Source organism: Acinetobacter lwoffii (assembly GCF_024129735.1).
GTDB classification, from domain to species: domain Bacteria; phylum Pseudomonadota; class Gammaproteobacteria; order Pseudomonadales; family Moraxellaceae; genus Acinetobacter; species Acinetobacter lwoffii_H.
In genome coordinates this window covers 25201-49730 of the sequence record NZ_JAMXXK010000023.1, presented here as the reverse complement: position 1 = coordinate 49730, position 24530 = coordinate 25201, and the positions used below count along the sequence as shown (strand labels likewise).

The window sequence follows — 24530 nt, the reverse complement described above, 5'->3', positions numbered from 1 at the left end:
GATTTGAAGATTTGAAGATTTGAAGATTTGAAGATTTGAAGATTTGAAGATTTGAAGATTTGAAGATTTGAAGATTTGAAGATTTGAAGATTTGAAGATAGGTTAATTCTTTGAGGTCTTAAAATAAAAAAGAAGATAAAGCTTAGGCTTGATCTTCTTTCTGACCGTACATCCAAGTTGCAGCGATATATACACAAAAACCAGCTGCCATCAAAATACCTGTAACCATTGTTAGGATCTCCTTTAGTTGATAGCTGCATTATGTAAAAGTTTTATGACAGTTATATGACAATCTGGTTTTTTATTAGATTTAAAACAATTAATAAAATTCAATCACTTAAGACGGAATAAGCAAAATTATGCGTATTTTTTATCTGAAATATGACAACTTGCTGTCATATTTGACCCATGGAATAGCTAAAGTCCTTGCTCAGATTGCTTAAACTATAAACTTTCGGCCAATGCTCGCCCAAAATGCCCACAACCCGATTCTTTTGTCTTATAATTTAGCCCGCTAGCTATCAGCCCGCTCAAGAGATATTTGTATGACAACTATTATCAAGCAAGATGACTTGATCACATCAGTTAAAGATGCGCTTCAGTTCATTTCTTATTATCATCCACAAGACTTTATCCAAGCGATGAGCCGTGCGTATGATCGTGAAGAGAACAAAGCTGCTAAAGATGCGATCGCACAAATCTTAATTAACTCACGCATGTGTGCAGAAGGCCACCGCCCAATCTGTCAAGATACCGGTATCGTCAACGTATTTGTTGAAGTGGGCATGGACGTTAAATTCGATTTAACCATGAGCCTGGATGATGCAATCAATGAAGGCGTACGTCAGGGTTATTTAGAAAACTCGAACGTGCTTCGCGCATCAGTTCTGGCTGATCCTGCATTTGGTCGTAAGAACACCAAAGACAACACTCCTGCCGTGATTTACCACAAGCTTGTGCCTGGTAATAAAGTAGATATCACTGTGGCAGCCAAAGGTGGCGGTTCAGAAAACAAATCTAAACTAGCAATGTTAAACCCATCTGATTCAATCGTGGATTGGGTACTGAAAACTGTTCCAACCATGGGTGCAGGCTGGTGTCCACCAGGTATGCTGGGAATCGGGATCGGTGGTACTGCTGAAAAAGCCATGATGCTTGCCAAAGAAGCATTGATGGAAGAGATCAACATGGACGAATTGCTTCGTCGTGGTCCACAAAGCAAAATGGAAGAGCTTCGTATCGAAATCTTCGAAAAAGTAAATGCTTTGGGTATTGGTGCACAAGGTCTTGGCGGTTTAACCACTGTACTTGATATTAAAATCAAAGATTATCCATGTCATGCTGCAGGTAAACCAGTTGGTATGATCCCGAACTGTGCTGCGACTCGTCATGCACACTTCCAGTTAGATGGTACAGGTGTTGCACATATTCAAGCACCTAAACTTGAAGACTACCCTGCTGTGACTTGGGATTCTTCATCTTCTAAACGTGTTGACCTTGACACGATTACCCAAGAAGAAATGAATAGCTGGAAACCAGGCGATACACTTCTTCTTAACGGTACAATCTATACAGGTCGTGATGCTGCACACAAACGTATGGTCGACATGCTGAACAACGGTGAAGAACTTCCTGTTGATCTGAAAGGCAAGTTTATCTACTACGTTGGCCCTGTTGATCCAGTCGGCGACGAAGTTGTAGGCCCTGCTGGCCCAACAACGGCTACGCGTATGGATAAATTTACGCGTCAAGTTCTTGAAGCAACTGGCATGTTCGGCATGATCGGTAAAGCAGACCGTGGTCCTGCTGCCGTTGAAGCCATTAAAGACAACCAGGCAACTTACCTGATGGCTGTCGGTGGTGCTGCTTACCTCGTGTCTAAAGCTATTCGCGAAGCTGAAGTGGTTGCCTTTGCTGACCTGGGTATGGAAGCAATTTACAAGTTTGTGGTAAAAGATATGCCGGTATCTGTAGCGGTTGATGTGAATGGTACTTCTATTCACGCAACTGCACCAAAAATCTGGCAAGCAAAAATTGGTAAGATTCCAGTAGTTGACGCTGCTGCGGGCTAATTAAAACTGTATAAAAAAGCACCCTGAATGGGTGCTTTTTTATGATGTGTGCTCAAAGAAATGTCCAAATTACCAAGTCCGCGGATCCCAAAGTTTAAAAGGTGCTTTCAACTGTACATCTAATGATGGGTCATAAGCAGTCGGTTCAATTTTTTGGGCTTTTTTACGCATCTGGCCTGTTTCCTGATCTTGTGCCACGAAGTTAAAACTGTCTGATTTTAGCTGAGTAAAAGCAATTTCATTCAGGCCAACTTTTTCCGGCATTAGCATGAGCGGCCCGGAAACACTCCGGCGTGTACTGATATTTTCTTCATCATATTTAATAAAATAAGACTGTCCCGCTTCGACAGTAAAATCCAGATATTTAGGCTTCTGGAAATGTAGCGCGCCTAGCGGTCGACTGGTACTCAAACGATACGTCCCTGCAGGTACTTCAATCCAGTAATAATGATTATGCAATAAGCTTGGAATATGCTCTTGATTAATAAACAGGCTGGCAGCAACCATTTCCTGACGGTTCCATCTGGAATCTGGTCGGTATAAATAGACGATAGCGGCTTCATCATGCTGCGGTTTCACCGTCTGAAACTGGTTGCCTTGCTTTTGATTGACCCAACCGCCAATGGTGAACATACCAATACGATGCTGCTCGACAAAGCCCGGTTTTTTTTCAAGATCGATATTTTTTAAAGTGCTGAGTGGCTGTGTAGGCTCAACGACGGCTTTCTTACCATGACACCCCAGCAATGCCAAACTGCTGATGAGTACAATTGCGACTCCACGCATGCTTATCCCTCACTGCGTCTTTATTCTTTTGTATGCAAGTGCTTTGCGATTTGTTTTTTATAAGTTTTAGGCATCCACGCCTAGTGAACCAGATTAACACCGAGTTTTATTTTTGGAAATAAAAAACGTGCAAAAACACGGAGTTTTCGCACGTTTCGGACGAATAGCAATTAAGCAGATTTGCTATTTACGACCTTTAAATCTATTTTTGTTGCTGTCTCTTGCTGATCATGTGGCTGACGCTCGGCACGGTATTCCGGCTCTGCTTCACCTTTAATCACAGCTTCATTGATGACGACAGTGCCGACATCGCTACGGCTTGGCAAGTCATACATGGTTTCCAGCAATGAATTTTCTAGGATCGAACGTAAACCACGCGCGCCTGTATTACGCTCAACTGCTTTCTTAGCCACTGCGCGTAATGCCGATTCTTCAAAAACCAGATCCACATTTTCCATATCAAACAGATGTTGATACTGACGGGTCAAAGCGTTCTTCGGCTCAGTCAGAATCTGCATCAATGCTTCTTCATCCAACTCGTCCAAAGTGGCAATTACTGGCAAACGACCAATAAATTCTGGAATCAAACCAAATTTTACCAGGTCAGTTGCTTCAACTTGACGGAACAAGTCAGACAGCTTCTTGGTTTCATCTTTTTTACGCACTTCTGCAGTAAAGCCGATGCCACCTTTTTCCTGACGTTGCTGTACAATTTTCTCAAGTCCTGAGAATGCACCACCACAGATAAACAGGATGTTCGAGGTATCAATCTGAATGAATTCTTGCTGCGGATGCTTACGTCCACCTTGTGGCGGAATTGATGCAACCGTACCTTCAATCATTTTCAATAATGCTTGCTGAACACCTTCACCCGATACATCACGCGTGATGGATGGGTTTTCAGACTTGCGGGTAATCTTGTCGATCTCGTCGATATAGATAATGCCCTTTTGCGCTTTTTCGACATCGTAATCGGCTTTTTGCAGTAGCTTCTGTACGATGTTTTCTACATCTTCACCCACATAACCGGCTTCGGTCAGTGTCGTTGCATCTGCCATGGCAAATGGAACATCAAGAAGACGTGCCAGCGTTTGTGCAAGCAAGGTTTTGCCCGATCCTGTCGGACCAACCAACATAATATTACTTTTTGAAAGCTCGACTGAATCATCAGCTTTCTTGCCATTATTTTGCACTTTCAAGCGCTTGTAATGGTTATAAACCGCAACTGACAAGGTTTTTTTCGCGACGTCCTGACCAATCACATATTGATCCAAGGCCGCACGAATTTCATGCGGTTTCGGCAAAGGTCGATTGGCCCAGTCATTGGTTTCCACCTGCTGACTGGTTTGAACCAAATCTAAGCATACGTCCACACATTCGTTACAAATGTATGCGTCCTCGCCTGCAATCAGCTTCCCGACTTCAGACTGCGTTTTACCGCAAAATGAACAATGCTTTTGTCCTTGAGGATGTTCGGACATATTTACTCCACTATCTCAATCTTTAAAACTTATGGACGTTTAGTTAAAACTTCGTCCACAAGACCGTATTCTTTCGCTTGCTGAGCAGTCATAAAGTTGTCACGGTCTGTATCACGTGCAACTTTCTCGTAATCCTGACCGCTGTGTTCAGCCATTAAACGGTTTAAACGTTCTTTAATAAACAGGATTTCACGTGCATGAATTTCAATATCTGAAGCCTGACCACGGAAACCACCCAATGGCTGGTGAATCATGACACGGGCATTTTCAAGGCAATAACGCTTGCCTTTGGTACCGGCATTCAGCAGGAACGCACCCATTGATGCTGCCTGACCCATGCAGTACGTTACGACATCAGGTTTGATAAACTGCATGGTGTCATAAATCGCCATACCCGCAGTTACCGAACCGCCTGGTGAATTGATATATAGATGAATATCTTTATCTGGATTTTCCGCCTCTAAAAACAACATTTGCGCAACGATCAGGTTCGCCATGTTGTCTTCAACTTCGCCCGTCATAAAAATTACACGTTCACGCAAAAGGCGTGAATAAATATCAAAAGAACGCTCACCACGAGAGGATTGTTCTACCACCATTGGCACTAAAGCGTTTTCAATCGTTGGAACATACATACGTTTATTTATTCCTAAATTTTTTGTGACCTAACCCATAATCACAATATGAGGGATAATCACTGAAATTGCAAAAAATTCGCCAACAAATCCATTATATTTTTTGCATTAGTTTTGTGAAAAACAGAAATGCTTTTTTCAGGCATCAATATGAAAAAAAGGCGCATTAAGCGCCTTTTTTATCGAAAGCTAAATTAGCCTTGTTGACGAGCTTGCTGCTCTTTCAATAAGTCTTCATAGCTTACAGTCGCATCAGTTACTTTAGCAGAAGCCAAAATGTAATCAACAACTTGGTCTTCTAGTACAACTGCTTCGATTTGGGCACGTTGTTGCGCATCGTTTTTGAAGTATTCAATTACTTCGTTTGGATCTTCATAAGAAGAAGCCATGTCTTCGATGTACGCTTCAACGCGTGCAGCATCTACTTCAATTTTCGCATCAGCTAAAACACGGCTTACAAGTACGCCAAGTTTTACAGATTTTTCAGCTTGTTCTTTGAACAATTCGTCTGGAAGCATGCTTGAATCAAATGCTTTCGCACCTTGAGCACCAAACTGCTGTGTGAACTGCTGGATCATTTGTTGACGTTGACGGTCAATTTCTTGAGCAAGCATAGTAGCTGGAAGTTCAACTTCGTTTGCAGCAACTAATGCATCGAAAGTCGCGCCTTTAACCTGGTTGCGAAGGCCATTCTTCACTTCACGTTCCATGTTTTTACGAACGTCAGCTTTTAACTTCTCAACGCCTTCTTCTTCAGATACACCGAAGATTTTCAGGAATTCAGCATCGATTTCTGGAAGTTTTTGTTTTTCAACAAGCTTCACAGTGATTTTGAATTGAGCTTGTTTACCAGCAAGGTTTTCAGCTTGGTAGTCTTCAGGGAAAGTTACATCAATCACTTTCTCTTCGCCTTTCTTCATACCAACGATACCGTCTTCGAAGCCAGGGATCATACGACCAGAACCAAGTACTAGTTTGAAGTCTTCTGCAGAACCGCCTTCAAATTTTTCGCCGTCGATTGAACCTTCGAAATCAAAAGTTACTTGCATGTCTTTTTTAGCCATGCCTTTTGTTTCAGCCCAAGCAGCACGTTGTTTTTGAAGATTTTCAATCATCTTCTCAACATCTTTGTCATTTACTTCAGCTGCTTTACGCTCAACTTCCAAGCCGTCGAATTTCACTTCGATTTCTGGATAAACTTCAACAGTCGCTGTATATACCAGCGCGTCGTCTTTCATTTCAGTTTTTTCGATGTTTGGCATGCCCACAGCATTGATTTTTTCTTGCTGGATCGCTTCGAATACCGTGTCACGAATAATATCGTTTACCACTTCTTGGTAGATACCCGCGCCGTATTCACGACGAACTACGTTTACAGGCACTTTACCTGGACGGAAGCCGTTGATCTTCGCAGTTTTAGCAGTGCGTTTTAAACGAGCTTCAAATTGCTCATTAATACGGCTCGTCGGTACAGAAACATTTAAACGACGGGCAACGCCCGAAACCGCTTCAGAAGTTACTTGCATGGCTTCCTCTATATATTAGGTTATAACAGGTTTATAAAAATGTGCCACATTATATGACAACATTTAAGGATATACAAAAAATACGCGCGAGTTCCAGTTTTTAAGCCCTTTTTTTAGTTGAATTGCCACCTTTCCAGATGCCCAGTCAACCCAATTTAAATGGAGAAAATGTATATTTTTATTGCAAATGATAAACACTATCATTAATATCCAGTTTCTTATTTGAGCAACAATACTAATTTATTCTTCGGTTCGGGAATCTGGTCATGCATAGTTTTAGTCTTCGTCCACTTACATTGGCAATTCTTGGAGTTACAGCAACATCTGCTTTCGCAGAGACTGTGAACGAGACAGCGACTCCTACAACAACACATCAAATGTCTACGATTGTGGTTTCAGCAGCGGGTTATGAACAAAAGATTACGGATGCCCCTGCTACCATTAATGTCATTACTGCTGAAGACTTGAAAAATAAACGCATTAACTCGATTGCAGATGCCTTAGTTGATATTGAAGGTGTAGATATTTCTCCTTCAGCAGGCAAGACTGGTGGCTTAAATATTCGTATGCGTGGCATGGACTCCGAATATACTTTAATTCTTGTTGATGGTCGTCGCCAAAATACTGTGGGCAGCATTACTCCAAATGGTTTTGGAGAATCAAATAATAGTTTTATTCCACCAATTTCTGCAATTGAACGTATTGAAGTCATTAAAGGCCCTGCTTCTACCCTGTATGGCTCAGATGCTATGGGGGGTGTAGTGAACATTATTACCAAAAAAGTTTCACCTGAATGGACTGGTGCAGTTACCTTAGAAGGCACGATCCTTCCAAACCATTCCGAGTTTGGTAACCAGCGCTCAGCTGATGCTTTTATTTCCGGCCCATTGATTCAAGATAAATTAGGTATTCAATTACGTGCACGTAAAGCAGAACGTGATCAATCTCATCTTACGAATGAAGAAGATACAGCCGAGCTTACTCAAGGAAATAACCCGACTAAATCAGATTTAGAAACGATTGGAACCCGCCTGACTTATACTCCAAATGATGATCATGCAATCTCATTGGAATATGAACAAACAGATCAATGGTATGACAACAGTAAAAGTCAGTTAGGTACTTTAGGAGCTGCTGGTGGTTATGACTCTGCTCAAGAATATAATCGTGAGAAATGGGCACTTATTCATGAGTGGAAAACTGATTTAGGTCAATTAGATTCAAATCTTACTCAAAATAAAACAGAAACTGTAGGCCGTTTATTACCTGCACGCATGCTTCCATTAGTTGGTGAAGAACTCACAGAACAATATGTTCCACGTCTCCTAGAAAGTGAAGATGTTGTATTTGATACTAAATTCTCTACTCAATATTTCGAAAACCATAATTTAGTTTTTGGTGGTCAATGGTGGGATGCAACCATTACCGACGGTCTAAGAACCAATAAAGATGTTTCTTTTGATCAATTAGGTTTGTTCGTTGAAGATACATGGCAATTCATGCCATCTTTAGCCCTAACTTTAGGTGCTCGCTTCGATGATCATAGTACGTTCGGTGACTTCTTTACACCTCGTGCATATTTAGTATGGAATGCCAATGATCAGTGGACTGTTAAAGGCGGATATGCAGAAGGCTATAAAGCTCCTCGTTTAGAACAGCTTGTTGATGGCATTTATAATGTCAGTGGTCAAGGTGCCACTCCAAGTTTTGGTAACCCAAATTTAAAACCTGAAACCAGTCAAAATCTGGAGCTTGGTTTCTACTTTGATGCCCTTAATGGATTTAAAGCCAATTTAACAGGCTTCTACAGTACTATTGATGACAAAATTGTTAGTGGAGCAGGTGAATTTAGATGTGGTACATCGACCAGTGATGCACCTTTACTTTCTAATGCAGAATGTAACGCATACTTAAGTGATCGTGGTACACCTTGGGCAATTCAACCGGATGATAGTTGGGAAGTTAGCCGCAATGTCAATGCCGAAGAAGTTGAACTTTATGGCTTAGAATTAGGTTCTCAGTGGCAAGTCACTGATGCAGTCAAACTAGCAGCAAACTATACATGGACTCAGTCTGAAATTACCAAAGGTGAAGATAAAGGCTTACAACTTAATGACACACCTGAACATATAGTGAATGCAAGTGCAAATTGGCAAGTAGCAGACAATACTAATTTATGGGCACGTGGTGAATATCGTTCTGAGAAAAGTCGTTTCTTAGGAAAAAGTAATTTAAGCGGTAATGATAAAATCATCCAAGATGCTTTAGGTGATTACAAAAGTTATAGCCTATTCCACATCGGGGCTAACTTTAACATTACAAATAACTGGGATTTAGGCGTAGGTCTGTATAACGTATTTGATAAAGACTTTACTGATTATGTTTACCTACCAACACTCACTGGTCGTGGTAGCAAGTATCGTAATAAGTATAGCAATACCCAAGAAGGTCGTCGCGTTCAGTTAAGCACTACTTTTAAATTCTAAGAAATACATTTCTTAAAACCCCCTGCCCCGGCAGGGTTTTTTCTTATGGTTAGACCCATACTTTCCCAAAATACTGCCTCTATCTACCCTTCTATAAACATCATTATTCTCAATAAGAATTTAATAATCAGACTGCTTTGTCAATATTTATTAAAAACATGGATTTAAATTAAATTGTTACATTATTACATTTAAAATCTCATTTAATATTTTCTTAAAGATCATGAATTCCCATCATACAAAGATATAAAGAAAAACAAGAATCATTATTATTCGCATACAGTTTAATCACATAATTAACAGGTTTCGCATGACCTTTATTAAAACACGTAAAAAGATCGTTTCTTCTGCGATTATTTCCTCTTTGTCTATTGTGGGAACACATGCAATTGCTGAAGACAATGTTGTTCGACTCGACACTATCCATCAGGAAGTCAAAGCTGAACAAGCACCTGGCTTAAAAGTAGATCAATCTGCGAATAGCAAATTTGTTGCTCCTTTACTCGACACACCCAAATCAGTTTCAGTGATTTCAAAACAGCTGATTGCAGATACACAAGTGACGACTTTAGCTGATGCACTACGTACAGTTCCGGGGATTACCTTGGGCGCAGGTGAAGGTGGTAACCCAAACGGTGACCGTCCATTTATTCGTGGTTATAACTCTGAAAGCTCCATGTATGTAGACGGCGTTCGTAATGCCACTTCACAAAACCGTGAAATGTTTGCTGTCGAACAGGTCGAAGTGACTAAAGGTTCTGCGTCTGCCATGGGCGGCGCAGGAGCGACCGGTGGTAGCATCAACATGATTTCTAAAGTTGCGAAGAAAGGTGACTTTTTAGAAGGCTCAGTCGCTGGCGGCACAGATAACTATCAACGTATTACTTTAGATGGCAATAAAGATTTCGGAAATGGTATCGCAGCACGTGTTGCGGTAATGGGTCATCATAATGAAAAAGCTGGTCAGAAAGATGGTGCCGAATATAAACGTGCCGGTATTGCGCCAAGCATTAGTTTCGGCTTAGACACCCCTACTCGCGCGACTTTGAGCTATTACTACTTAAAGTCTGATGATACGCCTGATTCTGGTGTTCCTTATCAATATGATGCGGTAAAAAAAGCAACCGTAGGTAAACCTGTCGATGTAAAACAAGGTATTTACTACGGATGGCTTAATCGTGACTTCCAAAAACAAGAAAATCAATCTGGTACTATTAAACTAGAACACGATCTAAATGAAGATCTTACTCTTAGCAATACCGCTGTATACAATAAGTCTGAGAATAATTATTTGTGGACACAACCAGATGATAGCCAAGGTAATATTTTAAATAATGAAATTTGGCGCCGCCTCAATACCAATTTAACCAGTACAGACAGCTTTACAGATCAACTCGCTTTAACAGGAAAGTTCAATACTGGGGTGCTAACGCACAAGTTCAATGTTGGTGCCGAATATTCTAAACAAGATTCAGATCGTGGATCGAATATAGTCACTGATCCGAATACATCTAAAATTGGCGGTAGTTCCAATAACAACAATGCAAATAATGCCTGCTCGTTAGTCAATTCAAATGGTTGGTGTACCGATCTGAACAATCCTAATTCTTATGATGCTTGGTTAGGAACTGTTACCCCAAATCCTAATGTCACTAATATCACATCTAAAACACAATCTATCTATGCTTTGAACAATCTAGAAATTACCCCACAATGGCTGGTAGACCTAGGTGTTCGCTGGGATAAGTTCGAAACGGATATGAAATACAATAAAGATTCCGGAACGATTAAAGCAGGAACAGCATATACTTCAAGTAATGACTTTTTTAATTACCAAGCGGGTTTAACATTTAAACCTACTGAAAGCAGCGCGATTTATGCAAGTTATGCCACTTCTGCCAACCCTGTAGGCGTGGACGCTGGTGACGGCTCTGAAGGTATTAGCGTTCCGGGCAGAAATACATCTGAAGAACAGGCCAAAGCGATCAATAATCTAAAACCAGAAGAAGTTAAAACATATGAAATTGGTACAAAATGGAATGTACTCAATGATAAGTTAAATTTAACTGCTGCTATTTTTAGAACTGAAAAAGAGAATACCCGTGCTCTTGATACAGATGGATTTACTCGTAATATTGGTGAAACTCGCGTAGATGGTATTGAACTTGGTGCAAATGGCAATATTACTGATAAATGGGCAGTTTCAGCTGGCTATACTTATCTAGACAGCGAAATTGTTGATGCTGGTTTTGTTAATACTGCGGCATCAGGAGCACCAGCAGTATATGTTCCAAGCCCAACTAATGGCAATCAGGTTCAAAACGTCGCGAAAAACAGCGCAACCCTGTGGACGACTTATGCAATAACTCCAGCTTTAACTTTAGGTGCGGGTGCTGTGGCAATGGATAAAGTCTATGGCGATGCTGCGAATACAAAATATGTTCCGGGCTATGTTCGCTATGATGCCATGGCACGTTATAACGTGAATAAAAACGTTGATTTGCAATTAAACCTTAATAACCTGTCTGATGAACGCTATTTCACAAAAGCCTATTCATCTCATTATGCGACCGAAGCAGAAGGCCGTAGTGCAGTGTTAGCAGTCAACTTTAAATATTAATTCAATGCAACCGCATAGCCTCCTGATGGGGGCTATGTTATTTTTAAAATACGATTATTCAGGGGTTTCTCGTGCTGCATCATATTCCAAATGTACTGAGCAAAGAACAGGTGCAATATTTCCGTGAGGAGATGAATAAGATTGAGTGGGTCAATGGCAAAGTTACCGCGGGTACACTCTCTGCCACCGTGAAACAGAATCAGCAATTACCTGAAGATCATCCCCTGACCCAGCATTTAAGCACAATCATTCTTGAATCTCTGGGACAGCATGCTTTATTTTTATCAGCTGCAATTCCTCTGGATATTATTCCTCCCCTGTTTAACCGCTATGAAAATAATGAATCTTTCGGCTTTCATGTCGACAATTCGATTCGTCGTATCCGTGGCAGCAATGAACGCCTTAGAACGGATTTATCCTGTACGGTTTTCTTGAGTGAACCTGAAGAATATGTCGGTGGTGAACTGGTGGTCGAAGACACTTATGGTTATCACGAAGTAAAATTGCCTGCCGGCGATATGATTCTGTATCCGTCGACCAGCCTGCATGAAGTCACGCCAATCACTTCCGGTTGTCGAATTGCTTCATTTTTTTGGGTACAAAGCATGATCCGGGATGATGCAGAGCGGCATATGCTGTTTAATCTGGATCAGAGCATTCAAAATCTGAGAATTGAGCTAGGTGATCAGCACGCCGAAGTCATGAAACTGACCAATCTGTATCATAATTTAATGCGTAAATGGGCTGAACTTTAAAACATGCCCTGACGTTAATGATCTTTGAAAACAACTGGATTTATTTTTTATCAAAATATACTGCTTTATGGCACAATTGAACGTAATAAATAACGCATTATGTTAAAATAAAGAAAATATAAAATACAATATTTAAAATAAGTGAAAATATTTTTCACCACTTAAACTTTATAAGAAAATCTTTATTACCATACGACTAAAATCCATAAAAATAGCAAAAACTTTTCGGGATAAGTGGATTAAACTTTAAATTATAAATAAGGCATTTAGTGCATTTGGTGAAGCTAAACCACCAATATTTAGACCATATTTCAGGTTTGAACCAGACTGTCACTAAAACCCAATGAATAGACAAAATCTATGCCGCTGACTCACGCACCGCTTTAACCAAGATTACGGTAACCGAGTCAGCATAAGGAGCTCTCTCATGATGTTGGCTGATCCAAGTAAAAAATACCGCCGCATGTATCAACGTGTGGACTTACCAGACCGTCAATGGCCGAACAATGAAATCAACAAAGCGCCAATCTGGATGAGTACCGACCTGCGTGACGGCAACCAAGCGATCTTTGAGCCAATGAACATGGAGCAGAAATTCAAGATGTTCCAGATGTTGGTGAAAATCGGTTTCAAGCATATTGAAATCGGCTTCCCGTCAGCATCACAAATTGACTTTGACTTTACCCGTAAATTGATTGAAGAAGGTCATATTCCGGATGACGTTTATATCGAGGTATTGGTTCAGGCACGTGATCATTTAATTCAACGTACCTTTGAATCTTTACAAGGCGCAAAACGTGCCATTGTACATATCTATAATTCCAACTCGCCGACATTCCGCAACAAAGTCTTGAATGTTGATGTTGAAGGTGCAAAACAGTTAGCCATTAATGCTGCACAGAAAGTAAAAGAATACGCCGCAAAACAACCGGAAACTGAATTCGTATTTCAGTACAGCCCGGAATGTTTTACTGCAACCGAATTAGAAGTTGCAAAAGATGTCTGCGATGCCGTCACTGAAATCTGGGAAGCATCACCGACCAATAAAGTGATCTTGAACTTGCCTGCAACCGTAGAAGTTTCAGGCCCACACATCTATGCCGATCAAATCGAATGGATGCACCGCAACATCCAGCGTCGTGACGGCGTGATCATTTCAGTTCACTGTCACAATGACCGTGGTTGTGGCATTGCCGCTTCTGAATTGGCAATTATGGCTGGTGCTGACCGGGTCGAAGGTTGTGTATTTGGTAATGGCGAACGTACCGGTAACGTCGACGTGGCTGCGATTGCCTTGAACATGTACACTCAAGGTGTAGCACCAAACTTAGACTTCTCCAACATCAATGAAATCATTGCGACTGTGGAAGAATGTACTGGTTTACCTGTGCACCCGCGTCATCCTTATGCCGGTGATTTGGTGTTTACTGCATTCTCGGGTTCGCATCAGGATGCTATCAAAAAAGGTTTCGAGTTCCAGAAGAACGAAGAAATCTGGGATATGCCGTACTTGCCAATCGACCCGAAAGATTTGGGCCGTGACTATGACGCCGTGATCCGTGTTAACTCACAATCAGGTAAAGGTGGTATTGCCTACTTGTTAGAATCGAACTACAACGTGATCTTGCCGCGTCGTTTACAGATTGAATTCTCTCAAATTGTACAAAAACGTACCGATGAGCAAGGCACTGAAATCAGTGCGACTGAAATCTGGAAGTTGTTCAAAGAAACTTATGTGGATGCTAAAAACGTTCACTATTCTGCGAAAAACTATAAATTGTCGGATGACAATGGCAATCAGGTGATTGAGCTTGATCTTGAAATTGATGGCCAGTCACGTCGTGTTCGTGGTGAAGGCAATGGTCCAATTTCTGCGATTTTGGATGCACTTCAGTTGCCGATTGACGTGGTGAACTATGAAGAGCGCAGCATCAGTTCAGGTGCTCATGCCAAAGCCTTGGCCTTGATCGAACTTCAAGTGAAAGGTACTGGTAAATCTGCCTTTGGTGCCGGGGTACATGACAACATCGTGACCTCTTCCATCGAAGCAATTATTGCCTCGACCAACCGTCTGATTGATCAGGGTGTTTTAAGCACTGATCAGGTGATTGCTGCTGCGGTCTAAACGGCTGTATTAGAATTAGCAATAATTCATAGCACTAAAATGACTTTAGAAGGATACCGGCAAATGGTATCCTTTTATTATTCATACTAAAGATTTAAGGCGAATCCTCCCCGTGTCTTTTCCAGCTGACTCAGTGGGCATTGTTGTCCCACAAAAGTTCCAATTTGAAGAGCCGTTAGAGCTTGAATGCGGTCGCATCCTCCCACGTTTTGAACTGATGGTTGAAACTTATGGCGAACTCAATGCCGATAAGTCCAATGCCATTCTGATTTGTCATGCCCTTTCCGGTCATCACCATGCCGCAGGCTATCATCATGCAGATGATAAAAAAGCCGGCTGGTGGGATTCATGTATTGGCCCCGGCAAAGCCATTGATACTTCAAAATTCTTTGTGGTTTCACTGAATAATATTGGTGGCTGTAGCGGTTCTACCGGCCCGATCTCGCCCAACCCTGAAAATGACAACCGTCCTTATGGCCCCGATTTTCCATTGGTTACGGTACGTGACTGGGTCAAAACCCAAGCCCTGCTCTCTGATCGTTTAGGAATTGATACCTGGGATGCCATCATTGGCGGTTCACTGGGTGGCATGCAGGCATTGCAATGGTCAGTGGATTATCCAAACCGTTTAAGAAAATGCGTGATCATTGCCAGCGCTCCAAAGCTTTCTGCACAGAATATTGCTTTTAACGAAGTGGCACGTCAGTCGATTTTGTCAGACCCGGATTTCCATAATGGTCGTTATCTGGAAAATGACAGCTATCCTAAACGTGGCCTGATTCTGGCACGTATGGTCGGCCATATTACCTACCTGTCCGAAGAAGCCATGAAGCAGAAGTTTGGCCGCGATTTGAAATCAGGCAAATTTATGTATGGTTTCGATGTTGAATTTCAGGTCGAAAGCTATTTGCGTTATCAGGGTGAACAGTTCAGCCGTAACTTCGATGCCAATACCTATCTGATCATGACCAAGGCACTGGATTACTTTGATCCGTCGCGTGAATATGAACAGTCGCTCAAAAAAGCCATGGCCAATACCCAGTGCAAATTCCTGGTGGTGTCATTCACCACTGACTGGCGTTTTACCCCTGCCCGCTCGCAAGAAATCGTGGATGCCTTAATTAGCAACCATAAACCTGTCAGCTATCTGGATATTGATGCGGAACAAGGCCATGACTCCTTCCTGTTCCCGATTCCGCTCTATGTAAAATCTTTGCGTGCATTTCTCGGGGGTGAAGAACACCTGAAAGCAACACCGAAGGAGACCATATAATGCGTATCGATCAACAACTCGCTGAAAAGTGGATTAAGCCCGGTTCTAGCGTACTTGACCTCGGTTGTGGCGATGGTGAACTGCTGGCACAAATGAGTAAAAAGCACGATATTCGTGCATACGGATTAGAAATTGATCAGGAAAAGATTGCAATTGCCGTCAGTCGCGGGTTAAATATCATCCAGCAGGACTTAAACCTCGGCTTAAGCCGCTTTGCTGACCAGTCTTTTGACAATGTGGTCATGGCACAAGCTTTGCAAGCTGTAGATGCGCCTGACGTATTATTACGTGATATGGTGCGTGTGGGGAAACAGGCCATTATTACCTTCCCGAACTTTGCGCACTGGAAGACCCGGTCTTTCTTGGCAATCAAAGGGAGAATGCCGGTTTCTGAAGCCTTGCCGTATATGTGGTATAACACCCCGAATATCCACTTATGTACATTTCGTGATTTTGAAGCACTTTGTGCGGAAAATAACATCAAAATTATTAATCGACTCGCTGTGAACGGGAATCAAGAAGATAGTTTGCTGAGCAAGCATCTCCCTAATCTATTTGGTGAAGTCGCAATTTATCGAGTGAGCGCGCTATGAAAAAATTATTATTAAGTACGACGCTACTGGCTGGACTTTTTGGCATGCAAGCCCATGCAGATTATGTTGCACCGAGTCCTTCTGTTGCCAGTCAAGCGGCTCAGTATTCCATTATGGATATCAATAGTCTGACCAAAGCGGCGAAAGCCGGTCAGGCGGGTGCACAGTTTTATCTGGCCACCAAATACCAGTATGGTAAAGACATCCAGAAAGATGAACGTCAGGCCTTTGCCTGGTATAAAGCTGCTGCGGATCAGGGTCTAGCGGTTGCCCAGCTGAATGTCGGCCGTATGCTGGCAGATGGCATGGGCACCCGAAAAGATGAAGCGCTGGCGCGTCAGTATTTTGAAAAAGCCGCCAGCCGTGGCGATAACCGTGCCAGTTTTAATCTTGCCATGATGGAAGAGAAAAAGAAAAACTATATGGGCGCTTACCAGTGGTATGAACTATCTACCCGTGATGGCATGCTCGACAATAAAGTGATTACGCTGTCGGAAGGCAGAAAAACTGCCTTGGCGGCCAACCTGACCCAAGAACAGATCCGTCAGGCGCGTGACCGTGCCGACAGATGGATTCAGGCACAATAAGCTGAATGGTATAAATAGCACCTTCGGGTGCTTTTTTATTGCCGCAAGTTCCTGATCCATTGCTAAAATAGTACTCATTCTTTATCTAATAATGAGTTTTTGACATGGCTGCAACTGACTGGTTATCCCAAGGCACACTGGTATTGGCGAGTAATAACAAAGGTAAAATTGCCGAGTTTGAAAAACTGTTTGCCGAGCTGCAACTGCCGGTTGAAGTCGTGGCTCAAGGCAAGTTGAATATCGAAGATGCGATCGAAGATGGTCTAAGCTTTGTCGAAAATGCCATTATTAAGGCTCGTCATGCTTCTAAAATTTCCGGAAAACCTGCTATTGCAGATGATTCAGGCATTTGTGTGCCAGTTCTTGGCGGCGCTCCCGGCATTTACTCGGCTCGTTATTCCGGTGAGCATGGCAACGATGCCGCCAATAATGAAAAACTGCTGGCCGATCTCAAACCCTTACGCCAAGATGGTGAAGTGATTGAGGGCATGTTTGTTTGCGTACTGGCACTGGTTCAACATGCCGAAGATCCCTTACCGCAAGTCTTTCAGGGTATCTGGCACGGGGAAATTCTGGAAGCTGCGCGTGGTGAAAATGGTTTTGGCTATGACCCGTTGTTCTGGTTACCGGAACTCGGAATTTCCAGTGCAGAAATGAGTAAGGAAGAGAAAAATAAAATCAGTCATCGTGGACAGGCGATGCAGTTGTTTAAGAAGAGTTTGGAGAAGTAAGTTCCTCCTCTCACCCCAGCCCTCTCCCTTTGGGAGAGGGCTGGGGTGAGAGATTTTTAAAATACACCTCTCCCCTTGCGAAACAGCGTTTCTCATCTCCTAAAAAGAGAGGGAATCTATAGTGTAGGCATCAATGCATGCACGACTGCCCCATATAAGGCAATCAAGATCGCGCTGGCCAAAGTTCCCGAAGCAATATATTTGGCGGAATGGCCTGTTCCCTGATAATGGGTTTCCAGCGCCACAATATTGGCTGCAGGCGGCAATAAAAAGAACATCAGCATTACCGCATAAATCAGCATCTGCTGCGGAATAGGTAAATAATAATAAGCGGCAACACACAGCAGAACCGCAAACAGTCCTCTATAAAAAATCAGTTGCAGACTACGCATTAAATCGAAGCGGCTGATCCGCACATTACTTAGCCACATCCCCAGCACACACATGCCGCTAAAAGTGACCAGCACTTTATTGGCCTGATACAGTATCTCTATCCCAGGCACTTGCTGCCAGTGACTCAAATCCCAAAATGATAATAGAGCTGCCACCGACAGTGCCACCACAGGTGGTGAGAGCAGTACATTTTTTAAAATATAGCCACTATCTTGTCTGGCTTCACTGACTGCCATTACCGCACAGACATTGCCAAACAAGGAACCACCGATGTACAGGGCCACCACGGTACTGGTCGCTTGCGGGCCAAAAACTGCCAGTGCAAAAGGAATCCCCAGCCATGCCCCATTTAAATAACTCAGGCATAAGGCACGCAGTTTATTTTTCAAGGTGAAATAAAATAGGGCAAAGAACAGACAGGAACAGAAAAAGCTGAAGGCAATCAGCCACAAACTGCCCTCTTGGTAAAACACCATGTTGTAGATAATCAGTACTGGAATCAGTACTCGGGCCAATAAAGACGCCAAGAGAGGTCGAACTGGTTTTAAATATTGCACCCCCCAATAACCGATCAGAAAAGACAGGAGGGGAAGAATTAAGGCCATGACAATGCTGCTGAGATTTCCATATCAGGCTGTATGCTAGCACAGCTTAGTTTTTCTCAAATGATAGAATTTTTGATCTGAGTGATTCATTACCCCGCTGCTGTGTCGGCAAACTGTCATCAAAGCGTCACCGCGCTGTCATACAAGCCTGCTGAGATAGGTGCATGAAATATAGAGGATAAAATAATGGCAGGATTATCAATTTGGCATGTGCTGATTTTTGCAATTGTAGTGATTTTATTGTTCGGCACATCGAAACTTAAAAATCTGGGTAAAGACGTCGGCGGCGCGATTAAAGACTTTAAAAAATCAGTCAAAGATGAAGAAGCTGAACAGGCCAAACTTGCAGAGCCGCGCACTATTGAGGCCCAAGTCAAAACGCCTGAACATTCGGTTAAAAGTTAAGAGTTCGCTATGCTCAATATTGGAATGACCGAGCTGCTGATTTTCGGGATTATTGCACTTTTGGTCCTTGGGCCAGATAAGCTTCCGGAAGCAGTCCGTTTTGTCGGAACATGGTACGGCAAGATCAAGCGTATGGTGAGCAATGTTCAGAATGATCTTGACCGTGAATTGCGCCTGTCCGAGCTACGTGAACAGATGCAAGCTGAAATGCAACGGATTCAGGAACTGGAAGCCAAGATGCAGGCACAAATAACAGATTTGCAGCAGCCGATGGCAACCGATGAAGTAAAAATAAAATCGCAAGCTGTTCAGCCCTTGCTCAGCTATCAGCCGGTGATACAGCCTGTATCCCCCGTGTATTTACCCAAGCCTAAAGCAATTCAAACCGTGATTTCAGAACCACGCTATACAGAAATGAAGGTGGCCGTATGACATCCTTACCGACCACACCAGCCTCAAATGATGCTGCAGAGCTGAACCTTGAACAGATGCCGATTACTCAGCATTTGATCATATTAAGAAAGCATCTGTTTAAAGTGGTTGCGGTCCTGATTGGCCTGTTTTTCTGCTTATTACCCTTTGCTAATCAGACTTATCAATGGTTGTCCGAACCGTTGCGTGCACAGCTACCAGCCAGTTCAACCATGATTGCCACGGATGTCACTGCAACCTTCATGGCACCTTTTAAGCTGAACTTCTTTGTCGCGCTGATGATCGCGATGCCGTTCATCCTGTATCAGCTTTGGACCTTTATTAAGCCTGCGCTCTATGCCAAAGAAAAGAGCTTGGCCTTGCCACTTTTGATCGGCAGTATCGTGCTGTTTTATACCGGTATCAGTTTTGCCTACTTTGTGGCATTGCCCTCGATTCTGCATTTTTTTATCAGTGTTTCGCCGGAAACTGTGGCCCCGATGACCGACATCAACAGTTATCTCAGCTTCTGTTTAAAGCTGTTTCTGGTCTTTGGTTTTACCTTTGAAATTCCCATTATTACCCTGGTTCTGATCTTGATTGGCGCAGTTTCGACACAGACTCTGGTAGAGAAACGGCGCTTTATTATTGTGGGTTGCTTTTTTGTGGCAATGTTTGTTACACCTCCGGATGCCCTATCGATGATCATGCTGGCTGTCCCAATGTGGCTACTGTTTGAACTGGGTTTACTGGCAGGAAAACTGATTGAAAAACGTCGTTTAAAGACCGAATAACAATAACCAGCCAAAACAACAAAAATATCGATTTACTCAGGCAGCTCTTGCTGTCTTTTTGTTTTTAATTTTCAATAAAATACTGATTTATTTAATTTTATTGAAACAATTCTTTCACTTCCCTGTCATTTTTAGCCGTTAATTTACTCATAACCATTTAAAACAACCAAGCACATACTGCTAGGAACAAAATATGACTGATCAAATTGCTTTTAATGATGATTATGACAGCAACACTTCGGGGAACCCAGAATTTCACCAACTGTTTAACCAACAGATGAGTCGTCGCGATTTAATTAAAAAGACGGCTGGTGGTGCAGTAGCATTAACCTTAGCAGCCTCACTTACGGGCTGTAGCGATAATGATGAAGAATCAACTCCGCCAAGCACACCTGCAACACCGAATGAACCAGATTTAACTGCAACACCTAAATCATTAACCTTCAAACCAGTGGATAAAAACACTTTAGAGCAATTTACTGTGGCTGAAGGCTATGATTTTAAAGTCCTACATGCGGTAGGTGATCCTTTACACCCAAGCCTACCTGTATGGGATGAAAACAATATTCCTAGTGGTGTATCCTACGAACGCCGTGTCGGTGACAACCATGATGGTATGACCTTTTTTGGTTTAAATACCAGCAAGCAAAATTTTGATGCGACTGTATCGGACACTGGCTTATTGGTGATGAATCACGAATATTTACAACGTGATGACTTACACCCTCGTGGTAACATATTTGATCAAGATGATATCACTGAAGATGAAGTGATCCGTGAAGTGAACTCTCATGGTGTTTCTATTGTTGCAATCAACAAAAATCCTGAGACACAAGAAATCACGGTCGATTTAAACTCGCCATTTAACCGCCGTATTACAGCAGCAACTGAAATGGAATACCGTGGCCCTGTACGTGGTAATACGTTGGTACAAACAGCATTTAGCCCAGATGGTACCAAAACACGTGGCACCATCAACAACTGTGGTAACGGCTATACCCCTTGGGGCACTTATCTCACCACTGAAGAAAACTTCAACCAATATCTCGCACGTCAAAAAGACACCGAAGGCGGGGATGTACGCGATGCCAATACCGAACATGCGTTAAAACGCTATAAAGTCAATAATGGCGCACGTGGTTATAACTGGCAAAGCATTAGAAATCCACAAATCTTTACGCCAGATTATTTCAGCCGTTGGAACACAGTCATCAGCGGTGCATCGGAACAAGAGGATTATCGCAACTCGATTAATACTTTCGGTTGGATTGTTGAAATAGATCCGTTTGATAATCGTAGTATGCCAGTAAAACGTACCGCTTTAGGTCGCTTTGCTCATGAAGACTGCCGTGCTAGCCGTGCCATTGCAGGTAAACCACTTGCATTCTATATGGGTGATGATTCACAAGGCGAATACATCTATAAATTTGTCTCAGATACTCCGTGGAATCCTACTGATGTCAACGGTGGCTATGCGGCTGGCGACAAATACATGAATAACGGTAAGCTTTATGTTGCGCAATTTGATTTCAATGAAGCAACGGGTGAAGCTAAAGGCCAATGGTTAGAACTCTCTTTGTCTAATCCAAAGATTGCCAACTATGCAGAATACAAATTTGCAGACCGAGCAGATATTTTGGTCAATGCACGTATCGCAGCCGATGCAGCGGGCGCAACTAAAATGGACCGCCCTGAATGGGTTGCGGTAAATCCACATAATGGCGAAGTGTATGTCACATTAACCAATAACTCACAACGCGGTTCAGCACATGTAATTGATGCAGCTAATCCACGCCAATATTCAGATGATGATGATGCAACGAACCGCCTACGTGGCAATATTAATGGTCACGTGATTCGCTTCCGTGAAACAGGCGACGATGTTACTGCAACATCATTTACATGGGATATTTTCCTATTTGGTGCCGAAGCAGATTCAATCCCAGGTGTAAACCTTTCTGGCTTGACGGATGCAAATGACTTCTCTAGCCCAGATGGTATGTGGTTTGATGACCGAGGCGTATTATGGTTACAAACTGACGATGGTGCATATACGGATACAACCAACTGCATGATGCTGGCAGCACTTCCTGGTTCAGTGAGCGATGGTTCTGTACAAACCGCAACAGCGGGGACAGGCACACAAAAAACACCTATGGGTGCGAAGCTCGATGACTCGAAGCTACGCCGTTTCTTGGTTGGTCCTGCTGGCTGTGAAATTACAGGGGTCACTATGACACCTGACTACAAAGCCATTTTTGTAAACGTGCAACATCCAGGTGGCACTTGGCCTGCAAACCAAGCTGAACATTTAATCAGTACTGGTCGTGCGTATTCACGTCCACGCTCAGCAACAGTCGTGATTACCCGTAAAGATGGCGGTGTCATTGCAGGTGAGTCGTTAGAAACCCCTAAAGCTTAAACCCTGAAGTGACCTAAAAAATGCCGACATCTGTCGGCATTTTTTATATCCGGTGATTATTTTAGGCTAATTATTTTCTCAATAGTTTGACCTGCGGTTGTACCTTGTTGTGACTTCTCAATCCAGTGCCATTGTCCCTGCTGCATTCTCAAAAAATTGGAGCATCGGGTGCCATAGGCCGGACTCTGGATAAAAGTCGAAGACAGCAGCTGTTCCATTTCAACCGAGATGCCGGTGTCTGGCAGAAGTTCAGGAATCACCTTGCGTTCGTCTTCCAGAATATCCCAGACTGCATGACACAAATCTGCTTCTGCGATCTCCTGTTGTTGCAGCATCGGTAAAAATTCCTGGGTAAAGCGTTTACGTAAATGTCGGGTCTTGTACCAGTCTTCGCTCATCAGGCCATTCGAAACCACATAGACGCCATGCGCCAGTACTTGTGGTGCTTCACCGCGATTGCTCATATATACGGCCTGATCTTGATCCCCCATAAAAAGATTAAAGCCGGCATAGTCACACTGGCGTTGTTCAAGATCTTGAGCAAAACGAATCGGCGTTAAGTCAGAATCTAAAAAGTTCTGGATGATATGTCCACGTGAAGTCGGATAATGCCCTTTGTCCTGCCCATCACGAAAATTGGTAATCACCGCCCAGCGACCAGAAGCCGTAATCCCCATCCAGGTACCGCCCGACTGTAAATCTTGCCCGGCAATTATCGGACTATTCTCCCATTCATGCAGCTCCTGCGTAGGACGCTGATAGAACTCATCCCGATTTGAAATCAGACATAATGAACTCTGATCCAGAACCCGCCAAGCCAATGCCACGATACACATAATTTACGCTCTCGATCTTTACACATTGAATGTACAACATTTTTCTTTGCTTTAAGCTAAAATCTGTGCAAAACAGAATCACAAGGAACAGGAATGCTCACCTATCCCAATATTGATCCCGTCGCGATTTCGCTCGGGCCCTTACAAGTCCACTGGTATGGACTGATGTACTTACTGGCATTTTTATTTGCCTGGGGATTGGCGACGTTTCGCGCCAAACAACGTGGCTGGACACCGGATATGGTGTCTGACCTGATTTTCTTCGGTGCACTCGGTGTGATCATCGGTGGCCGTGTCGGTTATGTCTTCTTCTACGGTTTTTCTCAGTTCCTGGCCGATCCTTTATGGCTGTTCCAGATCTGGACCGGCGGTATGAGTTTCCATGGCGGTTTCCTCGGGGTCATTCTGGCCATGTTGTGGTGGTGCAAGAAATATAAGATGACCTGGTTCCAGACTCTGGATTTTATCGCACCTTGCGTACCGACAGGCTTGATGTTTGGCCGAATTGGTAACTTTATTGGTGGCGAACTGTATGGCCGTCAGGTCACCGACCCAAACTTTGCCTGGGGCATGATCTTTCCGACCGATCCGCTGCAACTGGTTCGTCATCCATCTCAACTCTATCAGGCACTATGTGAAGGCCTGATCCTGTTTATTATACTGTGGTGGTTCAGCTCGAAGCCACGTCCACGTATGGCAGTTTCTGCGCTGTTCCTGATCGGTTATGGCTTGGCACGTTTTGTGGTTGAATTCTTCCGTGAGCCGGACAATGGCCAACTGTTTATTGGCTGGATGAGCAAAGGACAATTCCTGAGCCTACCAATGATCCTGATTGGCTTGTGGATGATGTGGTATGCCTATCAGAAGAAAATATATGACTGGGGTCCACAAAAAAATAGCTGAGAAAATCGCGTAATTTAGCGAGGCAAAGGCCTCGCTTTTTTATACTCAAAATATGCTAAAGTGCCGATTATCTCTTCTATTCTTTCATCAT

The 24530-nt window shown here is 43.0% G+C and carries 20 protein-coding genes; 14 read left to right on the top strand and 6 right to left on the bottom strand.

Going from position 1 to position 24530, the window contains the following annotated elements:
• Positions 1 to 545: 545 nt before the first annotated feature.
• Positions 546 to 2072 carry a fumarate hydratase gene (locus NI469_RS08370; protein WP_004278405.1) on the top strand — a complete coding sequence of 509 codons (1527 nt, stop codon included), beginning with the start codon at positions 546 to 548 and terminating at the stop codon, positions 2070 to 2072.
• 69 nt (positions 2073 to 2141) lie between these two features.
• Here the strand turns inward: NI469_RS08370 and NI469_RS08365 are convergent, their stop codons facing one another.
• The 4 genes from NI469_RS08365 to tig all read right to left on the bottom strand — a co-directional run bounded on the left by NI469_RS08365 (position 2142) and on the right by tig (position 6500).
• Complete coding sequence (locus NI469_RS08365) at positions 2142 to 2858, bottom strand: DUF2846 domain-containing protein (RefSeq protein WP_253147072.1); 717 nt, start codon at positions 2856 to 2858, stop codon at positions 2142 to 2144.
• Positions 2859 to 3028: 170 nt separating this feature from the next.
• Positions 3029 to 4339: an ATP-dependent protease ATP-binding subunit ClpX gene (gene clpX, locus NI469_RS08360; protein ID WP_253147073.1), complete on the bottom strand. Its 1311-nt coding sequence runs from the start codon at positions 4337 to 4339 to the stop codon at positions 3029 to 3031.
• A 29-nt stretch (positions 4340 to 4368) separates the two neighbouring features.
• Positions 4369 to 4974, bottom strand: a complete 606-nt coding sequence (gene clpP / locus NI469_RS08355) for an ATP-dependent Clp endopeptidase proteolytic subunit ClpP (RefSeq protein WP_004647427.1) — start codon at positions 4972 to 4974, stop codon at positions 4369 to 4371.
• A gap of 194 nt (positions 4975 to 5168) precedes the next feature.
• Positions 5169 to 6500: a trigger factor gene (gene tig / locus NI469_RS08350; protein WP_044111907.1), complete on the bottom strand. Its 1332-nt coding sequence runs from the start codon at positions 6498 to 6500 to the stop codon at positions 5169 to 5171.
• A 266-nt stretch (positions 6501 to 6766) separates the two neighbouring features.
• On the opposite strand from tig, the gene NI469_RS08345 reads away from it, so the two are divergent.
• The 8 genes from NI469_RS08345 (at position 6767) to rdgB (ending at position 17670) form a co-directional block, all read left to right on the top strand.
• The gene (locus NI469_RS08345) at positions 6767 to 8986 is read left to right on the top strand and encodes a TonB-dependent receptor domain-containing protein (protein ID WP_253147074.1); all 2220 of its coding nucleotides are present in this window, start codon (positions 6767 to 6769) and stop codon (positions 8984 to 8986) included.
• A 310-nt stretch (positions 8987 to 9296) separates the two neighbouring features.
• On the top strand, positions 9297 to 11606 hold the full coding sequence (locus NI469_RS08340) for a TonB-dependent receptor (protein WP_253174833.1): 2310 nt from the start codon (positions 9297 to 9299) through the stop codon (positions 11604 to 11606).
• Positions 11607 to 11677: 71 nt separating this feature from the next.
• Positions 11678 to 12361, top strand: a complete 684-nt coding sequence (locus tag NI469_RS08335; protein ID WP_253174831.1) for a Fe2+-dependent dioxygenase — start codon at positions 11678 to 11680, stop codon at positions 12359 to 12361.
• A 427-nt stretch (positions 12362 to 12788) separates the two neighbouring features.
• The gene (leuA, locus tag NI469_RS08330; RefSeq protein ID WP_005250679.1) at positions 12789 to 14486 is read left to right on the top strand and encodes a 2-isopropylmalate synthase; all 1698 of its coding nucleotides are present in this window, start codon (positions 12789 to 12791) and stop codon (positions 14484 to 14486) included.
• A 112-nt stretch (positions 14487 to 14598) separates the two neighbouring features.
• Positions 14599 to 15759 carry a homoserine O-succinyltransferase MetX gene (gene metX / locus NI469_RS08325; protein ID WP_253147079.1) on the top strand — a complete coding sequence of 387 codons (1161 nt, stop codon included), beginning with the start codon at positions 14599 to 14601 and terminating at the stop codon, positions 15757 to 15759.
• The gene (gene metW / locus NI469_RS08320; RefSeq protein ID WP_004278415.1) at positions 15759 to 16352 is read left to right on the top strand and encodes a methionine biosynthesis protein MetW; all 594 of its coding nucleotides are present in this window, start codon (positions 15759 to 15761) and stop codon (positions 16350 to 16352) included. The genes metX and metW overlap by 1 nt, the downstream gene beginning before the upstream one ends.
• Complete coding sequence (locus NI469_RS08315) at positions 16349 to 16939, top strand: tetratricopeptide repeat protein (RefSeq protein ID WP_253147080.1); 591 nt, start codon at positions 16349 to 16351, stop codon at positions 16937 to 16939. Before metW ends, NI469_RS08315 begins: the two co-directional genes overlap by 4 nt.
• A 104-nt stretch (positions 16940 to 17043) precedes the next feature.
• Positions 17044 to 17670, top strand: coding sequence for an RdgB/HAM1 family non-canonical purine NTP pyrophosphatase (gene rdgB / locus NI469_RS08310; protein ID WP_005245951.1), 627 nt, complete (start codon positions 17044 to 17046; stop codon positions 17668 to 17670).
• Between the two features lie 116 nt (positions 17671 to 17786).
• Here rdgB and NI469_RS08305 read toward each other — a convergent pair whose 3' ends face one another.
• Positions 17787 to 18668 (bottom strand): AEC family transporter, encoded by an 882-nt coding sequence (locus NI469_RS08305; protein WP_253147081.1) that lies wholly within the window; start codon positions 18666 to 18668, stop codon positions 17787 to 17789.
• Positions 18669 to 18854: 186 nt separating this feature from the next.
• Here NI469_RS08305 and tatA point away from each other — a divergent pair, with 186 nt between their 5' ends.
• The 4 genes from tatA (at position 18855) to NI469_RS08285 (ending at position 22700) form a co-directional block, all read left to right on the top strand.
• Positions 18855 to 19073: a Sec-independent protein translocase subunit TatA gene (gene tatA, locus NI469_RS08300; RefSeq protein ID WP_004278419.1), complete on the top strand. Its 219-nt coding sequence runs from the start codon at positions 18855 to 18857 to the stop codon at positions 19071 to 19073.
• A 9-nt stretch (positions 19074 to 19082) separates the two neighbouring features.
• Complete coding sequence (gene tatB, locus NI469_RS08295) at positions 19083 to 19505, top strand: Sec-independent protein translocase protein TatB (protein WP_253147083.1); 423 nt, start codon at positions 19083 to 19085, stop codon at positions 19503 to 19505.
• Complete coding sequence (gene tatC, locus NI469_RS08290) at positions 19502 to 20278, top strand: twin-arginine translocase subunit TatC (RefSeq protein ID WP_253147085.1); 777 nt, start codon at positions 19502 to 19504, stop codon at positions 20276 to 20278. Before tatB ends, tatC begins: the two co-directional genes overlap by 4 nt.
• 193 nt (positions 20279 to 20471) lie before the next feature.
• Entirely contained in the window at positions 20472 to 22700 is a 2229-nt protein-coding gene (locus NI469_RS08285; protein WP_005107927.1) for a PhoX family protein, read from the top strand.
• 56 nt (positions 22701 to 22756) lie between these two features.
• Here NI469_RS08285 and NI469_RS08280 read toward each other — a convergent pair whose 3' ends face one another.
• On the bottom strand, positions 22757 to 23536 hold the full coding sequence (locus tag NI469_RS08280; protein ID WP_253147086.1) for an NRDE family protein: 780 nt from the start codon (positions 23534 to 23536) through the stop codon (positions 22757 to 22759).
• A 93-nt stretch (positions 23537 to 23629) separates the two neighbouring features.
• On the opposite strand from NI469_RS08280, the gene lgt reads away from it, so the two are divergent.
• On the top strand, positions 23630 to 24439 hold the full coding sequence (gene lgt / locus NI469_RS08275; RefSeq protein WP_005250665.1) for a prolipoprotein diacylglyceryl transferase: 810 nt from the start codon (positions 23630 to 23632) through the stop codon (positions 24437 to 24439).
• Positions 24440 to 24530 lie beyond the last annotated feature (91 nt).

Coding starts and splice junctions, on each gene's coding strand:
- NI469_RS08370 (WP_004278405.1), top strand. CDS start 546: ATGACAACTATTATCAAGCAAGATGACTTGATCACATCAGTTAAAGAT.
- NI469_RS08365 (WP_253147072.1), bottom strand. CDS start 2,858: ATGCGTGGAGTCGCAATTGTACTCATCAGCAGTTTGGCATTGCTGGGG.
- clpX (WP_253147073.1), bottom strand. CDS start 4,339: ATGTCCGAACATCCTCAAGGACAAAAGCATTGTTCATTTTGCGGTAAA.
- clpP (WP_004647427.1), bottom strand. CDS start 4,974: ATGTATGTTCCAACGATTGAAAACGCTTTAGTGCCAATGGTGGTAGAA.
- tig (WP_044111907.1), bottom strand. CDS start 6,500: ATGCAAGTAACTTCTGAAGCGGTTTCGGGCGTTGCCCGTCGTTTAAAT.
- NI469_RS08345 (WP_253147074.1), top strand. CDS start 6,767: ATGCATAGTTTTAGTCTTCGTCCACTTACATTGGCAATTCTTGGAGTT.
- NI469_RS08340 (WP_253174833.1), top strand. CDS start 9,297: ATGACCTTTATTAAAACACGTAAAAAGATCGTTTCTTCTGCGATTATT.
- leuA (WP_005250679.1), top strand. CDS start 12,789: ATGATGTTGGCTGATCCAAGTAAAAAATACCGCCGCATGTATCAACGT.
- metW (WP_004278415.1), top strand. CDS start 15,759: ATGCGTATCGATCAACAACTCGCTGAAAAGTGGATTAAGCCCGGTTCT.
- NI469_RS08315 (WP_253147080.1), top strand. CDS start 16,349: ATGAAAAAATTATTATTAAGTACGACGCTACTGGCTGGACTTTTTGGC.
- rdgB (WP_005245951.1), top strand. CDS start 17,044: ATGGCTGCAACTGACTGGTTATCCCAAGGCACACTGGTATTGGCGAGT.
- NI469_RS08305 (WP_253147081.1), bottom strand. CDS start 18,668: ATGGCCTTAATTCTTCCCCTCCTGTCTTTTCTGATCGGTTATTGGGGG.
- tatA (WP_004278419.1), top strand. CDS start 18,855: ATGGCAGGATTATCAATTTGGCATGTGCTGATTTTTGCAATTGTAGTG.
- tatB (WP_253147083.1), top strand. CDS start 19,083: ATGCTCAATATTGGAATGACCGAGCTGCTGATTTTCGGGATTATTGCA.
- tatC (WP_253147085.1), top strand. CDS start 19,502: ATGACATCCTTACCGACCACACCAGCCTCAAATGATGCTGCAGAGCTG.
- NI469_RS08285 (WP_005107927.1), top strand. CDS start 20,472: ATGACTGATCAAATTGCTTTTAATGATGATTATGACAGCAACACTTCG.
- NI469_RS08280 (WP_253147086.1), bottom strand. CDS start 23,536: ATGTGTATCGTGGCATTGGCTTGGCGGGTTCTGGATCAGAGTTCATTA.
- lgt (WP_005250665.1), top strand. CDS start 23,630: ATGCTCACCTATCCCAATATTGATCCCGTCGCGATTTCGCTCGGGCCC.